18 protein-coding genes and 1 tRNA gene are annotated in these 16,480 nt (G+C 66.6%); 16 read left to right on the top strand and 3 right to left on the bottom strand.

Annotated elements, in window-relative coordinates; genetic code table 11:
- Positions 1-40 precede the first annotated feature (40 nt).
- Both DIS04_RS08690 and ispB read right to left on the bottom strand, forming a co-directional pair.
- Positions 41-117: transfer RNA gene (locus tag DIS04_RS08690), tRNA-Pro, on the bottom strand.
- 108 nt (positions 118-225) lie between these two features.
- Positions 226-1,233 carry an octaprenyl diphosphate synthase gene (gene ispB, locus DIS04_RS08695; protein WP_111413372.1) on the bottom strand — a complete coding sequence of 336 codons (1,008 nt, stop codon included), beginning with the start codon at positions 1,231-1,233 and terminating at the stop codon, positions 226-228.
- A 290-nt stretch (positions 1,234-1,523) separates the two neighbouring features.
- Here ispB and rplU point away from each other — a divergent pair, with 290 nt between their 5' ends.
- The 16 genes from rplU (at position 1,524) to DIS04_RS08775 (ending at position 16,195) form a co-directional block, all read left to right on the top strand.
- Positions 1,524-1,835 carry a 50S ribosomal protein L21 gene (rplU, locus tag DIS04_RS08700; RefSeq protein ID WP_111413373.1) on the top strand — a complete coding sequence of 104 codons (312 nt, stop codon included), beginning with the start codon at positions 1,524-1,526 and terminating at the stop codon, positions 1,833-1,835.
- A gap of 32 nt (positions 1,836-1,867) precedes the next feature.
- Positions 1,868-2,125 carry a 50S ribosomal protein L27 gene (rpmA, locus tag DIS04_RS08705; protein ID WP_111413374.1) on the top strand — a complete coding sequence of 86 codons (258 nt, stop codon included), beginning with the start codon at positions 1,868-1,870 and terminating at the stop codon, positions 2,123-2,125.
- An 84-nt stretch (positions 2,126-2,209) separates the two neighbouring features.
- Positions 2,210-3,397, top strand: a complete 1,188-nt coding sequence (gene cgtA, locus DIS04_RS08710) for an Obg family GTPase CgtA (protein ID WP_111413375.1) — start codon at positions 2,210-2,212, stop codon at positions 3,395-3,397.
- 51 nt (positions 3,398-3,448) lie between these two features.
- Positions 3,449-4,585 carry a glutamate 5-kinase gene (proB, locus tag DIS04_RS08715; protein ID WP_111413376.1) on the top strand — a complete coding sequence of 379 codons (1,137 nt, stop codon included), beginning with the start codon at positions 3,449-3,451 and terminating at the stop codon, positions 4,583-4,585.
- Positions 4,586-4,782: 197 nt separating this feature from the next.
- The gene (rpsT, locus tag DIS04_RS08720) at positions 4,783-5,049 is read left to right on the top strand and encodes a 30S ribosomal protein S20 (RefSeq protein WP_111413377.1); all 267 of its coding nucleotides are present in this window, start codon (positions 4,783-4,785) and stop codon (positions 5,047-5,049) included.
- A 237-nt stretch (positions 5,050-5,286) separates the two neighbouring features.
- The gene (gene murJ / locus DIS04_RS08725) at positions 5,287-6,810 is read left to right on the top strand and encodes a murein biosynthesis integral membrane protein MurJ (RefSeq protein ID WP_179951251.1); all 1,524 of its coding nucleotides are present in this window, start codon (positions 5,287-5,289) and stop codon (positions 6,808-6,810) included.
- Positions 6,811-6,915: 105 nt separating this feature from the next.
- Entirely contained in the window at positions 6,916-7,974 is a 1,059-nt protein-coding gene (gene ribF / locus DIS04_RS08730; protein WP_111413379.1) for a bifunctional riboflavin kinase/FAD synthetase, read from the top strand.
- Between the two features lie 10 nt (positions 7,975-7,984).
- Positions 7,985-10,819, top strand: coding sequence for an isoleucine--tRNA ligase (ileS, locus tag DIS04_RS08735; RefSeq protein ID WP_111413380.1), 2,835 nt, complete (start codon positions 7,985-7,987; stop codon positions 10,817-10,819).
- Positions 10,812-11,342, top strand: coding sequence for a signal peptidase II (gene lspA, locus DIS04_RS08740; RefSeq protein ID WP_111413381.1), 531 nt, complete (start codon positions 10,812-10,814; stop codon positions 11,340-11,342). Before ileS ends, lspA begins: the two co-directional genes overlap by 8 nt.
- A 47-nt stretch (positions 11,343-11,389) precedes the next feature.
- On the top strand, positions 11,390-11,836 hold the full coding sequence (gene fkpB / locus DIS04_RS08745; RefSeq protein ID WP_111413382.1) for an FKBP-type peptidyl-prolyl cis-trans isomerase: 447 nt from the start codon (positions 11,390-11,392) through the stop codon (positions 11,834-11,836).
- 187 nt (positions 11,837-12,023) lie between these two features.
- Complete coding sequence (gene ispH / locus DIS04_RS08750) at positions 12,024-13,001, top strand: 4-hydroxy-3-methylbut-2-enyl diphosphate reductase (protein WP_111413383.1); 978 nt, start codon at positions 12,024-12,026, stop codon at positions 12,999-13,001.
- 166 nt (positions 13,002-13,167) lie between these two features.
- Positions 13,168-13,581: a type IV pilin protein gene (locus tag DIS04_RS08755; protein WP_281270182.1), complete on the top strand. Its 414-nt coding sequence runs from the start codon at positions 13,168-13,170 to the stop codon at positions 13,579-13,581.
- A gap of 7 nt (positions 13,582-13,588) precedes the next feature.
- A complete protein-coding gene (locus DIS04_RS08760) occupies positions 13,589-14,023 on the top strand; it encodes a GspH/FimT family pseudopilin (protein ID WP_111413705.1) in 435 nt (144 codons plus the stop codon).
- Between the two features lie 8 nt (positions 14,024-14,031).
- A complete protein-coding gene (pilV, locus tag DIS04_RS08765) occupies positions 14,032-14,439 on the top strand; it encodes a type IV pilus modification protein PilV (protein WP_111413384.1) in 408 nt (135 codons plus the stop codon).
- Entirely contained in the window at positions 14,436-15,035 is a 600-nt protein-coding gene (locus tag DIS04_RS08770) for a PilW family protein (RefSeq protein WP_111413385.1), read from the top strand. The genes pilV and DIS04_RS08770 overlap by 4 nt, the downstream gene beginning before the upstream one ends.
- Positions 15,036-15,064: 29 nt before the next feature.
- Positions 15,065-16,195, top strand: a complete 1,131-nt coding sequence (locus tag DIS04_RS08775) for a pilus assembly PilX family protein (protein WP_111413386.1) — start codon at positions 15,065-15,067, stop codon at positions 16,193-16,195.
- A 62-nt stretch (positions 16,196-16,257) separates the two neighbouring features.
- Here DIS04_RS08775 and DIS04_RS20840 read toward each other — a convergent pair whose 3' ends face one another.
- Positions 16,258-16,383, bottom strand: coding sequence for a hypothetical protein (locus tag DIS04_RS20840; RefSeq protein WP_281270183.1), 126 nt, complete (start codon positions 16,381-16,383; stop codon positions 16,258-16,260).
- Positions 16,384-16,480 lie beyond the last annotated feature (97 nt).

The raw sequence follows: 16,480 nt of genomic DNA on the forward strand, positions 1-16,480 counted from the left end.
CCCGGCATGATCCGTAAGTAGCGGTTTTTACTGAATACTCTGGTCGGAGTAGCAGGATTCGAACCTACGACCTCTGCCTCCCGAAGGCAGCGCTCTACCAAGCTGAGCTATACTCCGTTGCTGCTCTCGAGCTGGCGCGACAGGCCGCTCGAGGCCGGCCCTGCTGGGGTCGACGGATGGGCATTATACGCAAAACCTTCGGCCTTGCAAGCCCCGCGGTGGTGCTCAGTTCTGGCGCTCCACCGCCAGTCTGGCCAGGTCGGCCATGCTGTCGCGGTAGCGGCTGGGGGGCAGGAAATCGAGCTGCTCCAGCGCCTTGGCCGACATCTCTTCCGCCCGTGCGCGAGTGTAGTCCAGCGCGCCGGTATCGCGCACGATGGCGAGCACCTCGTCCAGCCGCTCGAGACCGCCCTGGCGGATCGCCTGGCGGATCGTCTTGGCCTGGTCGGCGGTGCCGGCGGCCATGGCCTGGATCAGCGGCAGGGTCGGCTTGCCTTCGGCCAGGTCGTCACCCACGTTCTTGCCCATGGCGGTGGCATCGCCCTGGTAGTCGAGCAGGTCGTCGACGAGCTGGAAGGCCAGCCCCAGGTAACGGCCGTAGTACTGCAGCGCCGCCTCCTGCCGCGGGTCGGCTTCGGCCAGCACCGCACCGCTGTGGGTGGCGGCCTCGAACAGCATGGCGGTCTTGCCCTGGATGGTCTCGAAGTAGACTGCCTCGTCGATGTCGGGGTTGCCCACGTTGGTCAGCTGTTGCACCTCGCCTTCGGCGATGACGCAGGTGGCGCCCGAGAGTATCCCCATGATCTTGAGCGAGCCGATCTCCACCATCATCTGAAAGGAGCGTGAGTAGAGGTAGTCGCCCACCAGCACCGAGGGGGCGTTGCCCCAGGCGTCGTTGGCGGTGGCGCGGCCGCGGCGCATGTGGGATTCGTCGACCACGTCGTCGTGCAGCAGGGTCGAGGTGTGCATGAACTCGATCAGCGTGGCCAGCGAGATGTGCTTGTCGCCCTGGTAACCCAGCGCACGGGCGGCGAGCAGAACCAGCAGAGGGCGCAGCCGCTTGCCGCCGCTGGCGATGATGTACTGGCCGATGGTTTCCACCAGCGGGACCCGCGAGGCCAGCTGGTCCATGATGGTGCGGTTGACCGCGGCGAAATCGTCGGCAACCGCCGCATGGAGCGACGAGGCGGGGGCGTTGCTGTCGGGCGGGCGGGTCGAGGCGTTGGCTGGCATGGGGGTATCATCGAGCTGTTGGGCCGAGATGCCGGAAAGTGGCGGAGGGCCTTGGGTTGCGGTCATGCTATGGCCCCCCCATGGGGGCGTCAAGCTGTGCCGCGGTGCGCCTAGACGCGGCCCATCCGCGGGTGGCCGACGAGCACAGCGGCGGCTTGAATGGCGTGCCGGGCGCGGTTATAATGCGCGGCCCACTCATCACGCTCCCTGTCAGATGGCTGCCGAAAGGGGCGCCACTCGAAGCAGGCCGATGAAGAGCCAACCCCGATGAGTTCTGGAGGGATACGCACATGTACGCAGTAATCAAGAGCGGTGGCAAGCAGTACCGCGTTCAGGAAGGCCAGACGCTCAAGCTCGAGAAGCTGGAGATTCCGACCGGCGAGACCGTCGAGTTCGACCAGGTACTGCTGGTTGCCGATGGCGATGACGTGACCGTCGGCGCGCCGCTGGTCGACGGTGCCAAGGTGGCGGCCGAGATCGTCTCCCACGGCCGTGGCGAGAAGATCCGCATCATCAAGTTCCGTCGCCGCAAGCACCACATGAAGCGTCAGGGCCACCGTCAGTGGTTCACTGAAGTCAAGATCACCGGGATTTCCGCCTAAGCGGCTTCCCCTTAACGAGCGAGGACTTTGCAATGGCTCATAAGAAGGCAGCCGGTTCTACCCGTAACGGCCGCGATTCAGAATCCAAGCGCCTTGGTGTCAAGCTGTACGGCGGCCAGGCCGTCACCGCAGGCAACATCATCGTGCGCCAGCGCGGCACCCGCTTTCACGCCGGTACCGGCGTCGGTGTCGGCCGCGACCACACCCTGTTCGCCCTGAGCGACGGCGTGATCAAGTTCGAGACCAAGGGTCCGAAGAACCGCAAGTTCGTCAGCGTCGTCTCTGCCTGAGAACGCACGAACCGGTAAATGGAAGGCCCCGCTCAGGCGGGGCCTTCTTGTATCATGGCGGCAGAGACCGTCGGGAGAGTGACAATGCAGTTCGTCGACGAAGCCTCGATCATCGTGGAGGCCGGCAGGGGCGGTAACGGCTGCCTCAGCTTCCGCCGCGAGAAGTATGTGCCCAAGGGAGGGCCCGATGGCGGCGACGGCGGGCATGGCGGCAGCGTCTACCTGGTGGGCGACGACGCCCTCAACACGCTGATCGACTTCAAGTATCAGCGCTTCTACCAGGCAGAGAGCGGCCGCCCCGGCCAGGGGCGGCAGATGAGCGGCCGGGCCGGCAGCGACCTGGTGGTCAAGGTGCCGGTGGGCACCACTGTGATCGACGAGGACACCCTCGAGGTGATCGCCGACATCACCGAGATCGGCCAGCAGGTGCTGGTGGCCCAGGGCGGTCGCCGCGGGCTCGGCAACATCCACTTCAAGTCGTCGACCAACCGCGCGCCGCGCAAGACCACGCCGGGCACCGACGGCGAGCGGCGAAACCTGCGCCTGGAGATGAAGGTGATGGCCGATGTCGGCCTGCTGGGCATGCCCAACGCCGGCAAGTCGACCCTGATCCGCTCGGTCTCCGCGGCCAAGCCCAAGGTGGCCGACTACCCCTTCACCACGCTGGTGCCCAATCTTGGCGTGGTGAAGCTGGGTCTGCACGAGCACTTCGTGATGGCCGACGTGCCGGGGCTGATCGAAGGCGCCTCGGATGGCGCCGGGCTGGGGCTGCGCTTCCTCAAGCACCTGACGCGCACCCGGCTGCTGTTCCACGTGGTCGACGTGGCGCCGTTCGACGAGTCCGATCCGGTCGAGGTCGCCCGTGCCATCGCCCATGAGCTCGAGCAGTTCTCGCCGACCCTGGCCGAGCGCCCGCGCTGGCTGGTGCTCAACAAGCTCGACCTGGTGCCGGAAGAGGAGCGCGAGGCGCGTGTGCAGGCCATCGTCGAGGGCCTGGCCTGGGAGGGGCCGGTGTTTCGTATCGCGGCGATCAGCGGCGAGGGCACCGACGCCCTGGTGCAGGCGGCGCATCGCTGGCTCACCGAGCAGCGCCGGCTCGAGAACGAGGACGAGGAGGCCGCCGAGCGCGAGCGCGAGATGCGTGAGCGCATGGAGGCCGAGGCAGTGGCGCGCACCGAGGCGCGGCTGGGCCGCCGGCGCAAGCGCAGCGATCAGGACGACGATGATTTCGATGACGATGACTACGACGTCGAAGTCGAATATGTAGAGTGAGGCGCTCAGTTTCTCTGGGTTTGAGGTTCAGCCTTGTTGGAGAGTGAACAGGTGAGCAACGAGCGGGTTCCGGGTCGCGATGCGCTGCGTGGCGCTCGCCGGGTGGTGGTGAAGATCGGCAGCGCGCTGCTGACCAACGACGGTCGCGGGCTCGACGAGGCGGCGATCGGCGGCTGGGTGGACCAGATCGCGGCCCTGCATCGGCAGGGCTGCGAGGTGGTGCTGGTGTCGTCGGGCGCCGTGGCGGCCGGCATGGTGCGCCTGGGCTGGCAGGCCCGGCCTTCGGCAGTGCACGAGCTTCAGGCCGCCGCCGCGGTGGGCCAGAACGGCCTGACCCAGTGCTACGAGCACCACTTCGCCCGCCATGGCCTGCTCACCGCCCAGGTGCTGCTGACCCATGACGACCTCTCCAACCGCAAGCGCTACCTCAATGCGCGCTCGGCACTGCGCACCCTGGTCGACCTGCGCGTGGTGCCGGTGATCAACGAGAACGACACCGTGGTCACCGACGAGATCCGCTTCGGCGACAACGACACCCTGGGCGCGCTGGTGGCCAACCTGCTCGAGGCCGAGGTGCTGGTGATCCTCACCGACCAGGAGGGGCTGTACGACGCCGATCCGCGCCACAGCCCGGCGGCCACGTTGATCCACGAGGGGCGGGCCGGCGATCCGTCGCTGGCGGCGATGGCCGGCGGTGGTGGCGCGCTGGGGCGCGGCGGCATGACCACCAAGGTCCAGGCGGCGCGCCTGGCGGCACGCTCGGGTGCCGTCACGGTGATCGCCAGCGGTCGCCAGCCCGAGGTGCTGAACCGGCTGATCCAGGGCGAGCGGCTGGGCACCCTGCTGTGCCCGGAGGAGGCGCCGATCGCGGCGCGCAAGCGCTGGCTGGCCGGCCAGCTGCAGGTGCGCGGCAGCCTGACCCTGGATGCCGGGGCGGTCAAGGTGCTGCGCGGCAGCGGTTCGAGCCTGCTGCCAGTGGGCGTCAAGGCGCTGTCGGGCGACTTCGTGCGCGGCGACATGGTGCTGTGCCTCGACGAGCAGGGCGAACGGGTCGCCAAGGGCCTGGTGAACTACGGCGCCGACGAGGCGCGCCGCATTCTCGGCCAGCCGAGCCATCAGATCGAGGCGATCCTGGGCTACATGGAGGCGCCCGAGCTGATCCACCGCGACAACCTCGTCGTGCTGTGAGGGACGCTTTGCGCGGCCTGTAGCATGACGCCCGGCACCTGTGGTAGGATGCGCCATCCTCTCAGACACGGCCCGTCGGCAACCTTCGCGTTGACGCAGTGGCCAGGCCGGCAGGAAAGCGAATTTTCCAGGCCGGACAAATCGTTATCGATGCCGCCCCCGATCGGGCGGCGTTAAAGTTTTCCAGGAGACAGTCAGTGGCAAACAGCAAGCAAGCCCGCAAGCGTGCCCGTCAGGCGGAAGGCCGCCGTGTTCTGAAGGCGAGCCAGCGCGCCATGGTGCGTACCTACGTCAAGCGCGTGATCAAGGCCATCAACGGCGGCGACCACGCCGCGGCGATGACCGAGTTCCAGAAGGCGCAGCCGGTCATCGACCGCATCGCCGACAAGGACGTGCTCTCCAAGAAGAAGGCTGCCCGCCTGAAGAGCCGCCTGAACAAGCGAATCAAGGCGCTGGCGGCGTAACGCCGGACGCCTGGAGGCACCGCGAACGCTCATCGATTCGATGCCAGCGAGTCGCGCTCCCGAAAAACCGGCCACGGCCGGTTTTTTTGTGCTTGATGACGGGGTGCCCCGTCGTGAACGAGCCTGGCGAGGAAGGGATAGGTGACGGAACGCGAGCAGTTGCCCGAACCCGGGCCATCGACCCCGCCCAAGGTGGCCGACGACGACCGGGCGGTTGCGCCCAAGGCCGGCGGCCTGATGCGCTCCGGCCTGGTGGTCGGTGCCATGACACTGCTGTCGCGGGTCATGGGGCTCACGCGCGACGTGGTAGTGGCGACCCTGTTCGGCGCCGGCAGCGGTGCCGATGCCTTCTTCGTCGCCTTCAAGATCCCCAACTTCATGCGCCGACTGTTTGCCGAGGGCGCCTTCAACCAGGCCTTCGTGCCGGTGCTTTCCGAGTACGCCACGCGTGGCAGCAAGCGCGAGGTGCGCGAGCTGCTCGATGCCGTGGCCGGCAGCCTTACCGCGGTGCTGGCGCTGATCACGGCGCTGGCCATGCTCGCCGCGCCCTGGCTGGTGTGGGTCTTTGCCCCCGGCTTCGGCCGCGACCCGGCCAAGCTGGCGCTCACCGCCGACATGCTGCGGCTGACCTTCCCCTACCTGCTGCTGGTCTCGCTCACCGCCTTCGCCGGCAGCGTGCTCAACACCTGGAACCGCTTCGCCGTGCCGGCCTTCACCCCGGTACTGCTCAACCTCTCGCTGATCGGCGCCGCCGTGCTGCTCACGCCCTTGATGAGCGAGCCGGCCATGGCGCTGGCCTGGGGCGTGCTGATCGCCGGCTGCGCCCAGCTCGCCTTCCAGGTGCCGTTCCTGGCGCGCCTGGGGCTGATGCCGAGGCCGTGGCCCAACTTCGCCCACAGCGGGGTGAGGCGCATCCTGGTGCTGATGGCCCCGGCGCTGTTCGGGGTCTCGGTGTCGCAGATCAACCTGCTGCTGGACACCGTGCTGGCGTCGCTACTGGCGCCCGGCAGCGTCTCCTGGCTCTACTATTCCGACCGCCTGGTCGAGCTGCCGCTGGGCGTGTTCGGTATCGCCATCGGCACGGTGATCCTGCCGGCGCTTTCCAAGCGCCACGCCGAGCAATCGGGCGAGCACTTCGCCGCGATGCTCGACTGGGCGGTGCGCGCCGTGCTGCTGCTCGGCTTGCCGGCGGCGCTGGCGCTGGCGATCCTCGCCGAGCCGCTGCTGATCTCGCTGTTCCACTACGGCGCCATGACCGAACACGACATCGCCATGGCGGCGATGAGCCTGCGCGCCTACGCCTTCGGCCTGGTCGCCTTCATGCTGATCAAGGTGCTGGCGCCGGGCTTCTTCGCGCGCCAGAACACCAAGACGCCGGTGAAGGTCGGCATCATCGCCATGGTCGCCAACATGGTCTTCAACCTGATGCTGATCTGGCCGCTGGCGCATGCCGGCCTGGCTCTGGCCACGGCGCTGTCGGCGTTCCTCAATGCCGGGCTGCTGGGTTGGCTGCTGCGCCAGCAGGGGGTGCTGGTGTTCCAGCCCGGCTGGGGCCGCTACGCCGTGCAGCTGGTCGGCGGCTGCGCGGTGATGAGCGTGGGGCTGGCCTGGCTGGCCCCGGACTGGCAGCAGTGGCTCGGCTGGGGCGTGCGGGTGCGGGTGCAGTGGCTGGCACTGCTGGTGGTCGCCGGCGCGGCGGTCTACTTCGCCTGGCTGGCGGCCTGGGGTGTCCGGCCGCGGCATTTTCGCATGAAGGGATAGGGCCCTGCTGGCTCGCGCAAGGGCGGCCGGCTGTCATGGGGGGCCAGGTTCGCTATAATCGATGCCTTTCTTTATTTCAACCCGACGGGGCATGGCGACGACTGGATGGAAGTCATTCGAGGACTGCACAATCTGCGCGACGAGCATCGCGGCTGCGTGGCCACCATCGGCAACTTCGATGGCGTGCACCGCGGCCACCAGGCGATTCTCGACCAGTGCCGCGAGCAGGCCTCGAAGCTGCGCCTGCCGGTCACGGTGGTGGTGTTCGAGCCGCAGCCACGGGAGTTCTTCGCCGGCGACCAGGCGCCGCCGCGGCTGACCCGCCTGCGTGAGAAGGTGCGCCTGCTGGGCGAAAGCGGCGTCGACTACGTGCTCTGCCTGCCGTTCAACGAGCGGTTGCGAAGCCTCACCGCGGTGGAATTCATCGACCGCGTGCTGGTCGAAGGGCTGGGCGTTCGCCACCTGGTGGTGGGCGACGACTTTCGCTTCGGCTGCGATCGCAGCGGCGACTTCAACCTGCTGGCGGAGGAGGGCGAAAGGCGCGGGCGCGAGGGTTACAGCGTCGAGCACACGCGGACCTTCACCCTCGACGACGAACGGGTCTCCAGCACCCGCGTGCGCACCCTGCTGGCCAGCGGCAACTTCGCCCAGGCGGCGAGGATGCTGGGGCGGCCCTACAGGCTGGGCGGGCGCGTGGTCGCCGACCAGAAGCTGGGACGGACCATCGGCGTGCCCACCGCCAACCTGCCGCTGCCGCGCCTGCCGCTGGCGCTGCGCGGGGTCTATGCGGTGGTGACCGAGCTGCCCGCCGGGCTGCGCTGCGAGGGAGTGGCCAACATCGGCTGGCGGCCCACGCTGGGCAGCGACCGGCCGGTGCTCGAGGTGCACCTGTTCGACTTCGACGGCGACCTCTATGGCCAGCGGCTCACGGTGTACCCCTGTGCGCGGTTGCGCGGCGAGGTGAAGTTCGACGACTTCACCGCGCTCAAGCAGCAGATCATGGCCGACCTGGCCCGCGCCCGTCGGTTCTTCGCCAACCCGTGTCCCGTGGCCAGGGAGCTTGGCCTGGCAGACGACTCTCTTCCACTGGCATCGGCGCCGCTGGCGCGCGAAGCCGCGAATTTCGAATCCTCGGCGGGACCTTCCGCCGACCACGACGGCTGACTCCCTGGATATGAGCGACTACAAGCACACACTGAACCTGCCCGAAACCGACTTCCCCATGCGCGGCAACCTGCCTCGGCGCGAGCCCGGCCGGGTGGCGCAGTGGCAGGACATGAAGCTCTACCAGCGCCTGCGCGAAGAGCGCCGCGGCCGCGAGGTCTTCGTGCTGCACGATGGCCCTCCCTACGCCAACGGCAGCATTCACATCGGTCACGCCGTCAACAAGATCCTCAAGGACATCATCGTCAAGTCGAAGAGCCTGGCCGGCTTCGATGCCCCCTACGTGCCCGGCTGGGACTGCCACGGCCTGCCCATCGAGCACAAGGTGGAGACCACCCACGGCAAGCACCTCGAGCCCGAGCAGGCCAGGGCGCTGTGCCGCGAGTACGCCGCGGCGCAGATCCAGACCCAGCTCGTCGACTTCGTGCGCCTGGGCGTGATCGGCGACTGGGACAACCCCTACCGCTCGATGGACTATGCCAACGAAGCGGGCGAGATCCGCGCGCTCGCCGACATGGTCGCGGCGGGCTACGTGTTCAAGGGGCTCAAGCCGGTCAACTGGTGCTTCGACTGCGGCTCGGCGCTGGCCGAGGCCGAGGTGGAGTATCAGGACAAGAAATCCGACGCCATCGACGTGGCCTTCCCGGCCGCCGACGAGGCCAGGCTGGCCGCGGCCTTCGGCCTGGCCGAGCTGACCAAGCCCGCCGCCATCGTGATCTGGACCACCACGCCCTGGACCGTGCCGGCCAACCAGGCGCTCAACGTGCATCCCGAGTTCAGCTACGCCCTGGTCGATACCGGCGAACGCCTGCTGGTGCTGGCCGAGGAACTGGTCGAGTCGTGCCTGGAGCGCTACGAACTCGAAGGCGAGGTGATCGCCACCGCCAAGGGGCAGGCGCTCGACCTGATCGAGTTCCGCCATCCGTTCTACGACCGTCTCTCGCCTGTCTACCTGGCCGACTACGTCGAATCCGAGGTGGGCAGCACGGGTATCGTCCACTCGGCCCCGGCCTACGGCGTCGACGACTTCGTCACCTGCCGCGCCCACGGCATGGACTTCAGCGAGATCAAGAGCCCGGTGCAGGGCAACGGGGTCTACGCCGACGATCTCCCGTTCTTCGGCGGCCAGATGATCTGGAAGGCCAACCCGCTGATCGTCGACAAGCTGCGCGAGGTCGGTGCGCTGCTGGCGCACAAGGTGATCACCCACAGCTACATGCACTGCTGGCGCCACAAGACCCCGGTGATCTACCGCGCCACGGCGCAGTGGTTCGTGGGCATGGACGTCAAGGGCACGGACGGGCGCACCCTGCGCGAGCGGGCGCTGGAGGGTATCGAGGCGACCCAGTTCACCCCGGCCTGGGGTCAGGCGCGGCTGCACGCCATGATCGCCAACCGCCCCGACTGGTGCATCTCGCGCCAGCGCAACTGGGGCGTGCCGATCCCGTTCTTCCTGCACAAGGCCAGTGGCGAGCTGCATCCGCGTACCGTCGAACTGATGGAGGAGGCCGCCAAGCGCGTCGAGCGCGAGGGCATCGACGCCTGGTTCCGCCTCGATCCGGCCGAGCTGCTGGGCGACGAGGCGGCCCAGTACGAGAAGGTCACCGACACGCTGGACGTGTGGTTCGACTCCGGCACCACGCACCGTCACGTGCTGCGCGGCTCGCACCCCCACGGCCACGAGAGCGGCCCGCGTGCCGACCTCTACCTGGAGGGCTCCGACCAGCACCGCGGCTGGTTCCACTCGTCGCTGCTGACCGGCTGCGCCATCGACGGCCATCCGCCGTACCGCGGCCTGCTCACCCACGGCTTCACCGTCGACGCCCAGGGGCGCAAGATGTCCAAGTCGATGGGCAACGTGGTGGCGCCTCAGGAGGTGATGGACAAGCTGGGCGCCGACATCCTGCGCCTGTGGGTCGCCTCCACCGACTATTCCGGCGAGATGGCGGTCTCCGACGAGATCCTCAAGCGCACTGCCGACGTCTACCGGCGCATCCGCAACACCGCGCGCTTCCTGCTGGCCAACCTCAACGGCTTCGATCCGGCCCGCGACAGCGTGGCCTTCGGCGACATGCTGGCACTGGACCAGTGGGTGGTGGACCGCGCCGCCCAGCTCCAGGCGCGCATCGAGACGGCCTATGACGAGTATCGCTTCCTCGACGTCTACCAGCAGGTTCACACCTTCTGTTCGCGGGAGCTGGGCGGGTTCTACCTCGACGTGATCAAGGACCGCCAGTACACCACCCAGGCCGACTCCCTGGCCCGGCGCAGCTGTCAGACGGCCCTCTACCACGTGGTCGAGGCACTCTCGCGCTGGGTGGCGCCGATCCTCTCCTTCACCGCCGAGGAGATCTACGAACACATCCCCGGCGCCAAGGGCGACAGCGTGCTGCTCGAGAGTTACTACGAAGGGCTCGACACTTTGGCGCCGGACGCCGAGCTGGGACGCGAGTTCTGGGAACAGGTGCTCGAGGTCAAGCAGGCGGTCAACAAGTGCCTGGAAGATGCGCGTAACGCCAAGGTGATCAAGGGCAGCCTGGCCGCCGAGGTGACCCTGTTCGTGGACGACGAACTCCATGCCACCCTGGCCAAGCTGGGCGAGGAGCTGCGCTTCGTGATGCTCACCAGCGAGGTGCGCCTGGCGCCGCTGGCGGAGGGCCAGGAGGCCGAGGCCACCGAGCTCAGCGGCCTGAAGGTGGCCGTGGCAACGAGTCCGCACCAGAAGTGCGAGCGCTGCTGGCACCACCGCGAGGACGTGGGCAGCCACGCCGAGCATCCCGACCTCTGTGGCCGCTGCATCAGCAACCTGCCGGAGGGGCCCGGTGAGACTCGCCACTATGCGTAACAGCCAGGATGACAGCGGCGCCGCGGTGCCGCCGATGCGCCGGCCGCTGCGCTGGCTGTGGCTGGCCGTGGCCGTGGTGGCGCTGGACCTCGCCACCAAGGCGCTGATGTCGAGCCTGCTGAGCTATGGCCAGCCGGTGGAGGTGCTGCCGTTCTTCAACCTGACGCTGCTGCACAATACCGGCGCGGCCTTCAGCTTTCTCGCCGGCCATCCCGGCTGGCAGCGCTGGTTCTTCGCCCTGGTCGGCGTCGGCGCCTGCATCGGCCTGACGATCTGGATGAGCCGCCTCAAGGCCGACGAGAAGCTGCTCGGCGCGTCGCTGGCACTGGTCATCGGCGGTGCGCTGGGCAATCTCTACGATCGCCTGGTGCACGGCTACGTGGTCGACTTCCTCTCGTTCCATGTGGCCGGCTGGTACTACCCGGCGTTTAACGTGGCCGACATCGGCATCACCGTGGGGGCCGTGGGCCTGATCTGGGAATCCCTCTTCGAAGGGCGCAAGCAGGCCCGGCGGCGAGGCTGAGGCCGCCTGCTATGCTGCGGGCAAGACATCACCGAGCGAGAGCAACGATGAGCGAATACCGCATCGACGAGGGCATGGAGGTGACCCTGCACTTCACCCTCAAGCTGGAGGACGGCACCGTGGTCGACTCCACCCGCGAGAAGCAGCCGGCCACCTTCCAGATGGGGGACGGCAACCTGCCGCCCGGCTTCGAGTACCCGTTGAAGGGCATGAGCGGCGGCGATAGCGGCAGCTTCGAGATCACCCCCGAGCACGGCTTCGGCCAGCACAACCCGCAGAACGTGCAGATGCTCAGCCGCGACGACTTCGACGAGATCGAGCCCGAGGTGGGCACGGTGATGTCCTTCGCCGACCCGGCCGGCGGCGAGCTTCCGGGCGTGATCATCGCCGTCGGCGAGCGCAACGTGGAAGTGGACTTCAATCATCCGCTCGCCGGCCGTACCCTGACCTTCGAGGTCGAAGTGCTGGATGTAAGGCCCGCGCAGACGCATTGAGTGGTTAGCTCGATGCACGACTGCCTGAAGGGCGTCGGGGGCAGGTCGTAGCGGAGGTCTTTTGCCAGGGAAGGCAAAAGTAGCGCCCAAGATGGGGTCACGGCGCCTCCGCACAGACCTGCCGCCGAGTTAGCCCTGACTTGAAATACCATTACTGGATGCCTCGACGCATCAAGGCGACGTAACCATGCAAGCTAACTCCGTGCGAATCCGACTGGCCAACCCCCGCGGCTTCTGTGCCGGCGTCGATCGTGCCATCGAGATCGTCAATCGTGCGCTGGACGTCTTCGGCCCGCCCATCTACGTGCGACACGAGGTGGTGCATAACCGCTTCGTGGTCGATACCCTGCGCGAACGTGGCGCCATCTTCGTCGAGGAACTCGACGAGGTGCCCGACGACGTCATCGTGATCTTCTCCGCCCACGGCGTGTCGCGCGCGGTGCAGGAGGACGCCGAGCGGCGCGGTCTCAAGGTCTTCGACGCCACCTGCCCACTGGTCACCAAGGTGCACATGGAAGTCCTGCGCTACGCCAGGCGCGGCCAGGAGTGCATCCTCATCGGTCACGCGGGCCATCCGGAGGTCGAAGGCACCATGGGCCGCTACGACACCTCCCACGGTGGGAACATCTATCTGGTGGAGGACGAGGAGGATGTCGCACGCCTCGAAGTGAAGGATCCCGCCCGGCTCGCCTTTGTCACCCAGACCACGCTCTCCATGGATGACACCGCCCGGGTAATCGACGCCCTGCGCGAGAAGTTCCCCGAGATCCAGGGGCCACGCAAGGACGACATCTGCTACGCCACCCAGAACCGCCAGGACGCCGTACGCGAGCTGGCTGCCGGCTGCGACCTGCTGCTGGTGGTGGGCAGTCCCAACAGCTCCAACTCCAACCGCCTGCGTGAGCTGGCCGAACGGGTCGGGACCCCGGCCTACCTGATCGACGATGCCAGCCAGATCGACCCCGCCTGGCTCGAGGGGGTCGGGGCGGTGGGTATCACGGCGGGCGCGAGCGCGCCGGAAGTGCTGGTCAAGGGCGTGATCGAGCGGCTGCAGGAGTTGGGCGCCCAGGCGCCGGAAGAGTTGGCCGGCCGCGCGGAAACCATCACCTTCTCCATGCCTCGCGAGCTGCGCGAGCGCATGATCGCCAGCGATTCGCTATCCTGAGGAAAAGGGGCGTAATACGACACCACCCGATGGCATGAGTTTTCTCATGCTATGTGACACTATCAAGCTGGGGCCTGCCCCGGCTTTTTTCATGAGGTATCTAGCGGGCCAGGTTGGCATGATACATACTGAAACCAAGTGTAACCATTCAGCGGAGGAGTGCCGTGTGACGACTCACGCCCGCCCGGCTTCTGGGTGGCCACGGCATGGCCCCCGCCGGCACGCTCGCGGCTTCACCCTGATCGAGCTGATGATCGCCGTGGCCGTGATCGCGATCCTGGCCTCGATCGCCGTGCCGAGCTATCGCGGCTATGTAGAGCGGGCGACGCGCACCGATGCTCATGCCGGGCTCATGGAGGCGGCCGGCCAGCTTGAGCGCTGTTACACGGTCAACAGCTCCTATGCGGCATGCAACGTAACGTCGCCCTCGCCCGATGGGAATTACTCGATCGCCGTGACGCCTACCGCTACCACCTACACTCTCACCGCTGAACTGAGGAGCGGCCGTGGCCCCGACGGCTGCTCGGGCAATATGACCCTGAACCATCAAGGGGTGAGAAGTCCTACGGACTGCTGGTAGCTGAACGATGAAGAGTGCCGGTTTCTCACTGATCGAATTGCTGGTCACGATCGCCGTGATGACGATCGTGGCGACCATTGCCGTGCCGGGCTTCCAGGGCATGCTGGCCAACAACCGGCTGGCTGCCGACTACAATCTGGTGCTATCGGGGCTGAACCAGGCGCGCAGCGAAGCCATCAAGCGCCGTGAGGACGTGAGGTTCCGGGTGACACAATCCAGCCCTTGGGAGTACCGGATTACCACGGTCGACGACAGCGACATTGCGATTCGCTCAGGGCGGGGAAGTCAGGTCAGCCTTACCCGCACTGTCATCACCTTCAATTCGCTGGGACGGCGTGCGGACTGCTCGGCCGACTGTGACATCAGCGTCGACCATAGCGATGCTGGCAATCTCGACCTGCGGGTGAGCACCACCGGCCGTATCGGCAAGCCGACGAGTTGAGGAGCGCCATGAGACGTCACGCACAGTCAGGGTTTACGCTCATCGAAGCGCTGATTGCCGTGCTGGTGCTCTCCATCGGCCTGCTCGGAGTGGCGGCCATGCAGCTCAGGGCGCTGCAGAGTGCGCACATGGGCTACCAGCGGGCGGTGGTCAGCCTGGCGGCGATCGATGCCCAAGAGCGGGCGTGGGCGGACCTGTCCCGGGCCTCTCCCGCTGGTTGTCCTGCCACCAGTGCCTTCGAAAGCGGCTGGGCGGACCAGTGGTTTGGCGACCTCCTGGCGGATACCGGCGAGAGTGGGATAAGCAGTATGGGGGATTGCCAATACACGGTCAGTATCGAGTGGGAGGAGGAGCGTTACGCTGCCAGTGAGAGCGATGAGCCGTTCGTCTACCAGTTCAGGTTACCCGAGCTATGAGGCGAGGCATCGTGGCGAACGGGCGGCAGGCGGGCTTCACCCTCATCGAGTTGATGGTGGCGCTGGTGATCGGTCTTGTCATCATTTTAGGTGCCGGGCAGCTGTTTCTCGTGGGAATCCAATCATTTCGTCAAATCGAGCTGCTGGGCAACAAGCAGGCGGCGCTGACCTTTGCCACGGAGACCTTGGTTCGCGACATTCGCCGAGCCAATCTCGACCCCGCTACTGGCGAGCCCGAGATCCGTTTCGCCGACGGTGAGCTGAGGGTCGAGTTCACCAACAATGGCGACACGGGCGATTGCAGCGACGGAAGCATGGTCGTGCGGATCTACCGCCTGAGCAATGCCGCCGTCAGCGCCAGCGAGGGATGGTCGCTGAACATGGGGCAGCGTTGCGGCGCCGATCCCACCGGGTCCGATTTCGAGCCGCTCGTCACCGGATTTGCCGACGGCGGCTTTGGTCGCGACGAAGACGAGACGGACGAGGCCAATGGCGTCTGGGTTGTAGAGTTCAAGTTGATCAAGAGCCGGGAGGACGCAAACGAGACGGACGATTTTGCGTTTCGAGCCGTCAACCGAAACGAGGCGATAGACTAGCCTGGCCTCTTGAAGAGGTAGGAGTCCACATGAGACAAGAACGCGGAGCCGCCCTGGTCGTCGTCCTGTCGATGCTGTCTGGCGCCTTGATGCTGGGGCTGTCGGGCATCCAGTCGTCTCTGATAGACGAGCGCCTCGCGGGTAACTACAAGGCGGCGGCCGAAGCCCAGATGGGCGCGGAAAAGGCGATTTCGACCGGCTGGGGGGAAAACGGCAGCGGAGTGAGCGTCAGCGACTTCGATACCACGCGGACCCTCGCCGAGGTCGAAGCTTACAGCTGGGCTGAGTTCACGGCGTTGGGTAACATTTCCGCCAATGCCTGCAGTGGCAATATCGCGTGTCACTACTACCCGCTTCGCGATGGAAGCGACTACTTCATTGCCGGCATGGGCGCCGTAGTCAGCGAGGGCAGTCTCGTGGCAGTGAGCCATCCCGTGCTCGCCCGCGTCGAGTTCACGCCAGGGCCAAATCCCGCTTTCACCAACGGCCTGCTCAGCGCCGATTATATTCTGGTCACGGGCCAATCCACCGTCATGGGCAATGTTCATTCCAACGGCACCGTCGACATCTCCCTGCAAAGCGGATCAGAAGCGACAGTGACCCAAGGTACCGATCAAATGGTCGAGGTCCCGCTCCCGGGAGAGAGGCCCGATGGAGAGGACACAAGCACGTGCGAGGAGCATCCCGAGCCGCACTGCTACAAGAGCTATGACCCTACGGTCTTCGATGAGTACCGGGAGCGTGAGGGCGCCATCAACACCTGCAGCATCGATATCGACGCGCTGGACGACGGTGACACCATCTTCTGCGACGGAGACCTGGAAGTTCAGGGAGGTTCCGTCGAGGACAACCGGGTAACGCTGGTCGCCACGGGTAACGTCAGCATGAACGGTGCCAGCTCGAGCGGCGGCACCGGCAGCGACATTGGCCTGTTCGTCATCGCCGGTCAGGACATCGAGTTCAACGGCAACACGGACAACTATGGCGTGTTCTGGGCTGGCGGCTATGTACGCCAGAACGGTAATTCCAGCCTGTATGGCGCGATCGTGGCGGGCACCTACATTCGCAGCAATGGCGGCATCGATTTCATCAGCCTCGACAGCGTGACCAACCCGGATACGTTCATACCCGCCAATCCGCGGATCGTGGCCTGGCACTGAGCGAGGCCGCGGGCATCTCTCGGCTTCGGCGCCATGCTCTCCTGCAGGAGAGGCACGGCAACTCAGGACTCGGAGGGCTTGCGATAGTGCCCGGGCACGGTGACCCGTTCGCCGTTGGGCAGCTCGCGTACGTGTGTTGGCACGTAGATTCGCTTGATGACGCTTCTGCTGGACTTGCCGTTCGACATGCTCGACTCCTTGTCCGTTGAGGGCCGCATCCACTTTACGCCAGCGACGTTTCGCCGTGCAATCCTGTCCATCGAGGCGCCCCGGTTTTACGTCTGG

This window comes from Billgrantia lactosivorans (assembly GCF_003254665.1).
Lineage (GTDB): Bacteria > Pseudomonadota > Gammaproteobacteria > Pseudomonadales > Halomonadaceae > Halomonas > Halomonas lactosivorans.

Bases quoted from the DNA above. Each gene is read 5' to 3' on its own strand.
- ispB (WP_111413372.1), bottom strand. From the start codon at position 1,233: ATGCCAGCCAACGCCTCGACCCGCCCGCCCGACAGCAACGCCCCCGCC.
- rplU (WP_111413373.1), top strand. From the start codon at position 1,524: ATGTACGCAGTAATCAAGAGCGGTGGCAAGCAGTACCGCGTTCAGGAA.
- rpmA (WP_111413374.1), top strand. From the start codon at position 1,868: ATGGCTCATAAGAAGGCAGCCGGTTCTACCCGTAACGGCCGCGATTCA.
- cgtA (WP_111413375.1), top strand. From the start codon at position 2,210: ATGCAGTTCGTCGACGAAGCCTCGATCATCGTGGAGGCCGGCAGGGGC.
- murJ (WP_179951251.1), top strand. From the start codon at position 5,287: ATGCGCTCCGGCCTGGTGGTCGGTGCCATGACACTGCTGTCGCGGGTC.
- ribF (WP_111413379.1), top strand. From the start codon at position 6,916: ATGGAAGTCATTCGAGGACTGCACAATCTGCGCGACGAGCATCGCGGC.
- ileS (WP_111413380.1), top strand. From the start codon at position 7,985: ATGAGCGACTACAAGCACACACTGAACCTGCCCGAAACCGACTTCCCC.
- lspA (WP_111413381.1), top strand. From the start codon at position 10,812: ATGCGTAACAGCCAGGATGACAGCGGCGCCGCGGTGCCGCCGATGCGC.
- fkpB (WP_111413382.1), top strand. From the start codon at position 11,390: ATGAGCGAATACCGCATCGACGAGGGCATGGAGGTGACCCTGCACTTC.
- ispH (WP_111413383.1), top strand. From the start codon at position 12,024: ATGCAAGCTAACTCCGTGCGAATCCGACTGGCCAACCCCCGCGGCTTC.
- DIS04_RS08760 (WP_111413705.1), top strand. From the start codon at position 13,589: ATGAAGAGTGCCGGTTTCTCACTGATCGAATTGCTGGTCACGATCGCC.
- pilV (WP_111413384.1), top strand. From the start codon at position 14,032: ATGAGACGTCACGCACAGTCAGGGTTTACGCTCATCGAAGCGCTGATT.
- DIS04_RS08770 (WP_111413385.1), top strand. From the start codon at position 14,436: ATGAGGCGAGGCATCGTGGCGAACGGGCGGCAGGCGGGCTTCACCCTC.
- DIS04_RS08775 (WP_111413386.1), top strand. From the start codon at position 15,065: ATGAGACAAGAACGCGGAGCCGCCCTGGTCGTCGTCCTGTCGATGCTG.
- DIS04_RS20840 (WP_281270183.1), bottom strand. From the start codon at position 16,383: ATGTCGAACGGCAAGTCCAGCAGAAGCGTCATCAAGCGAATCTACGTG.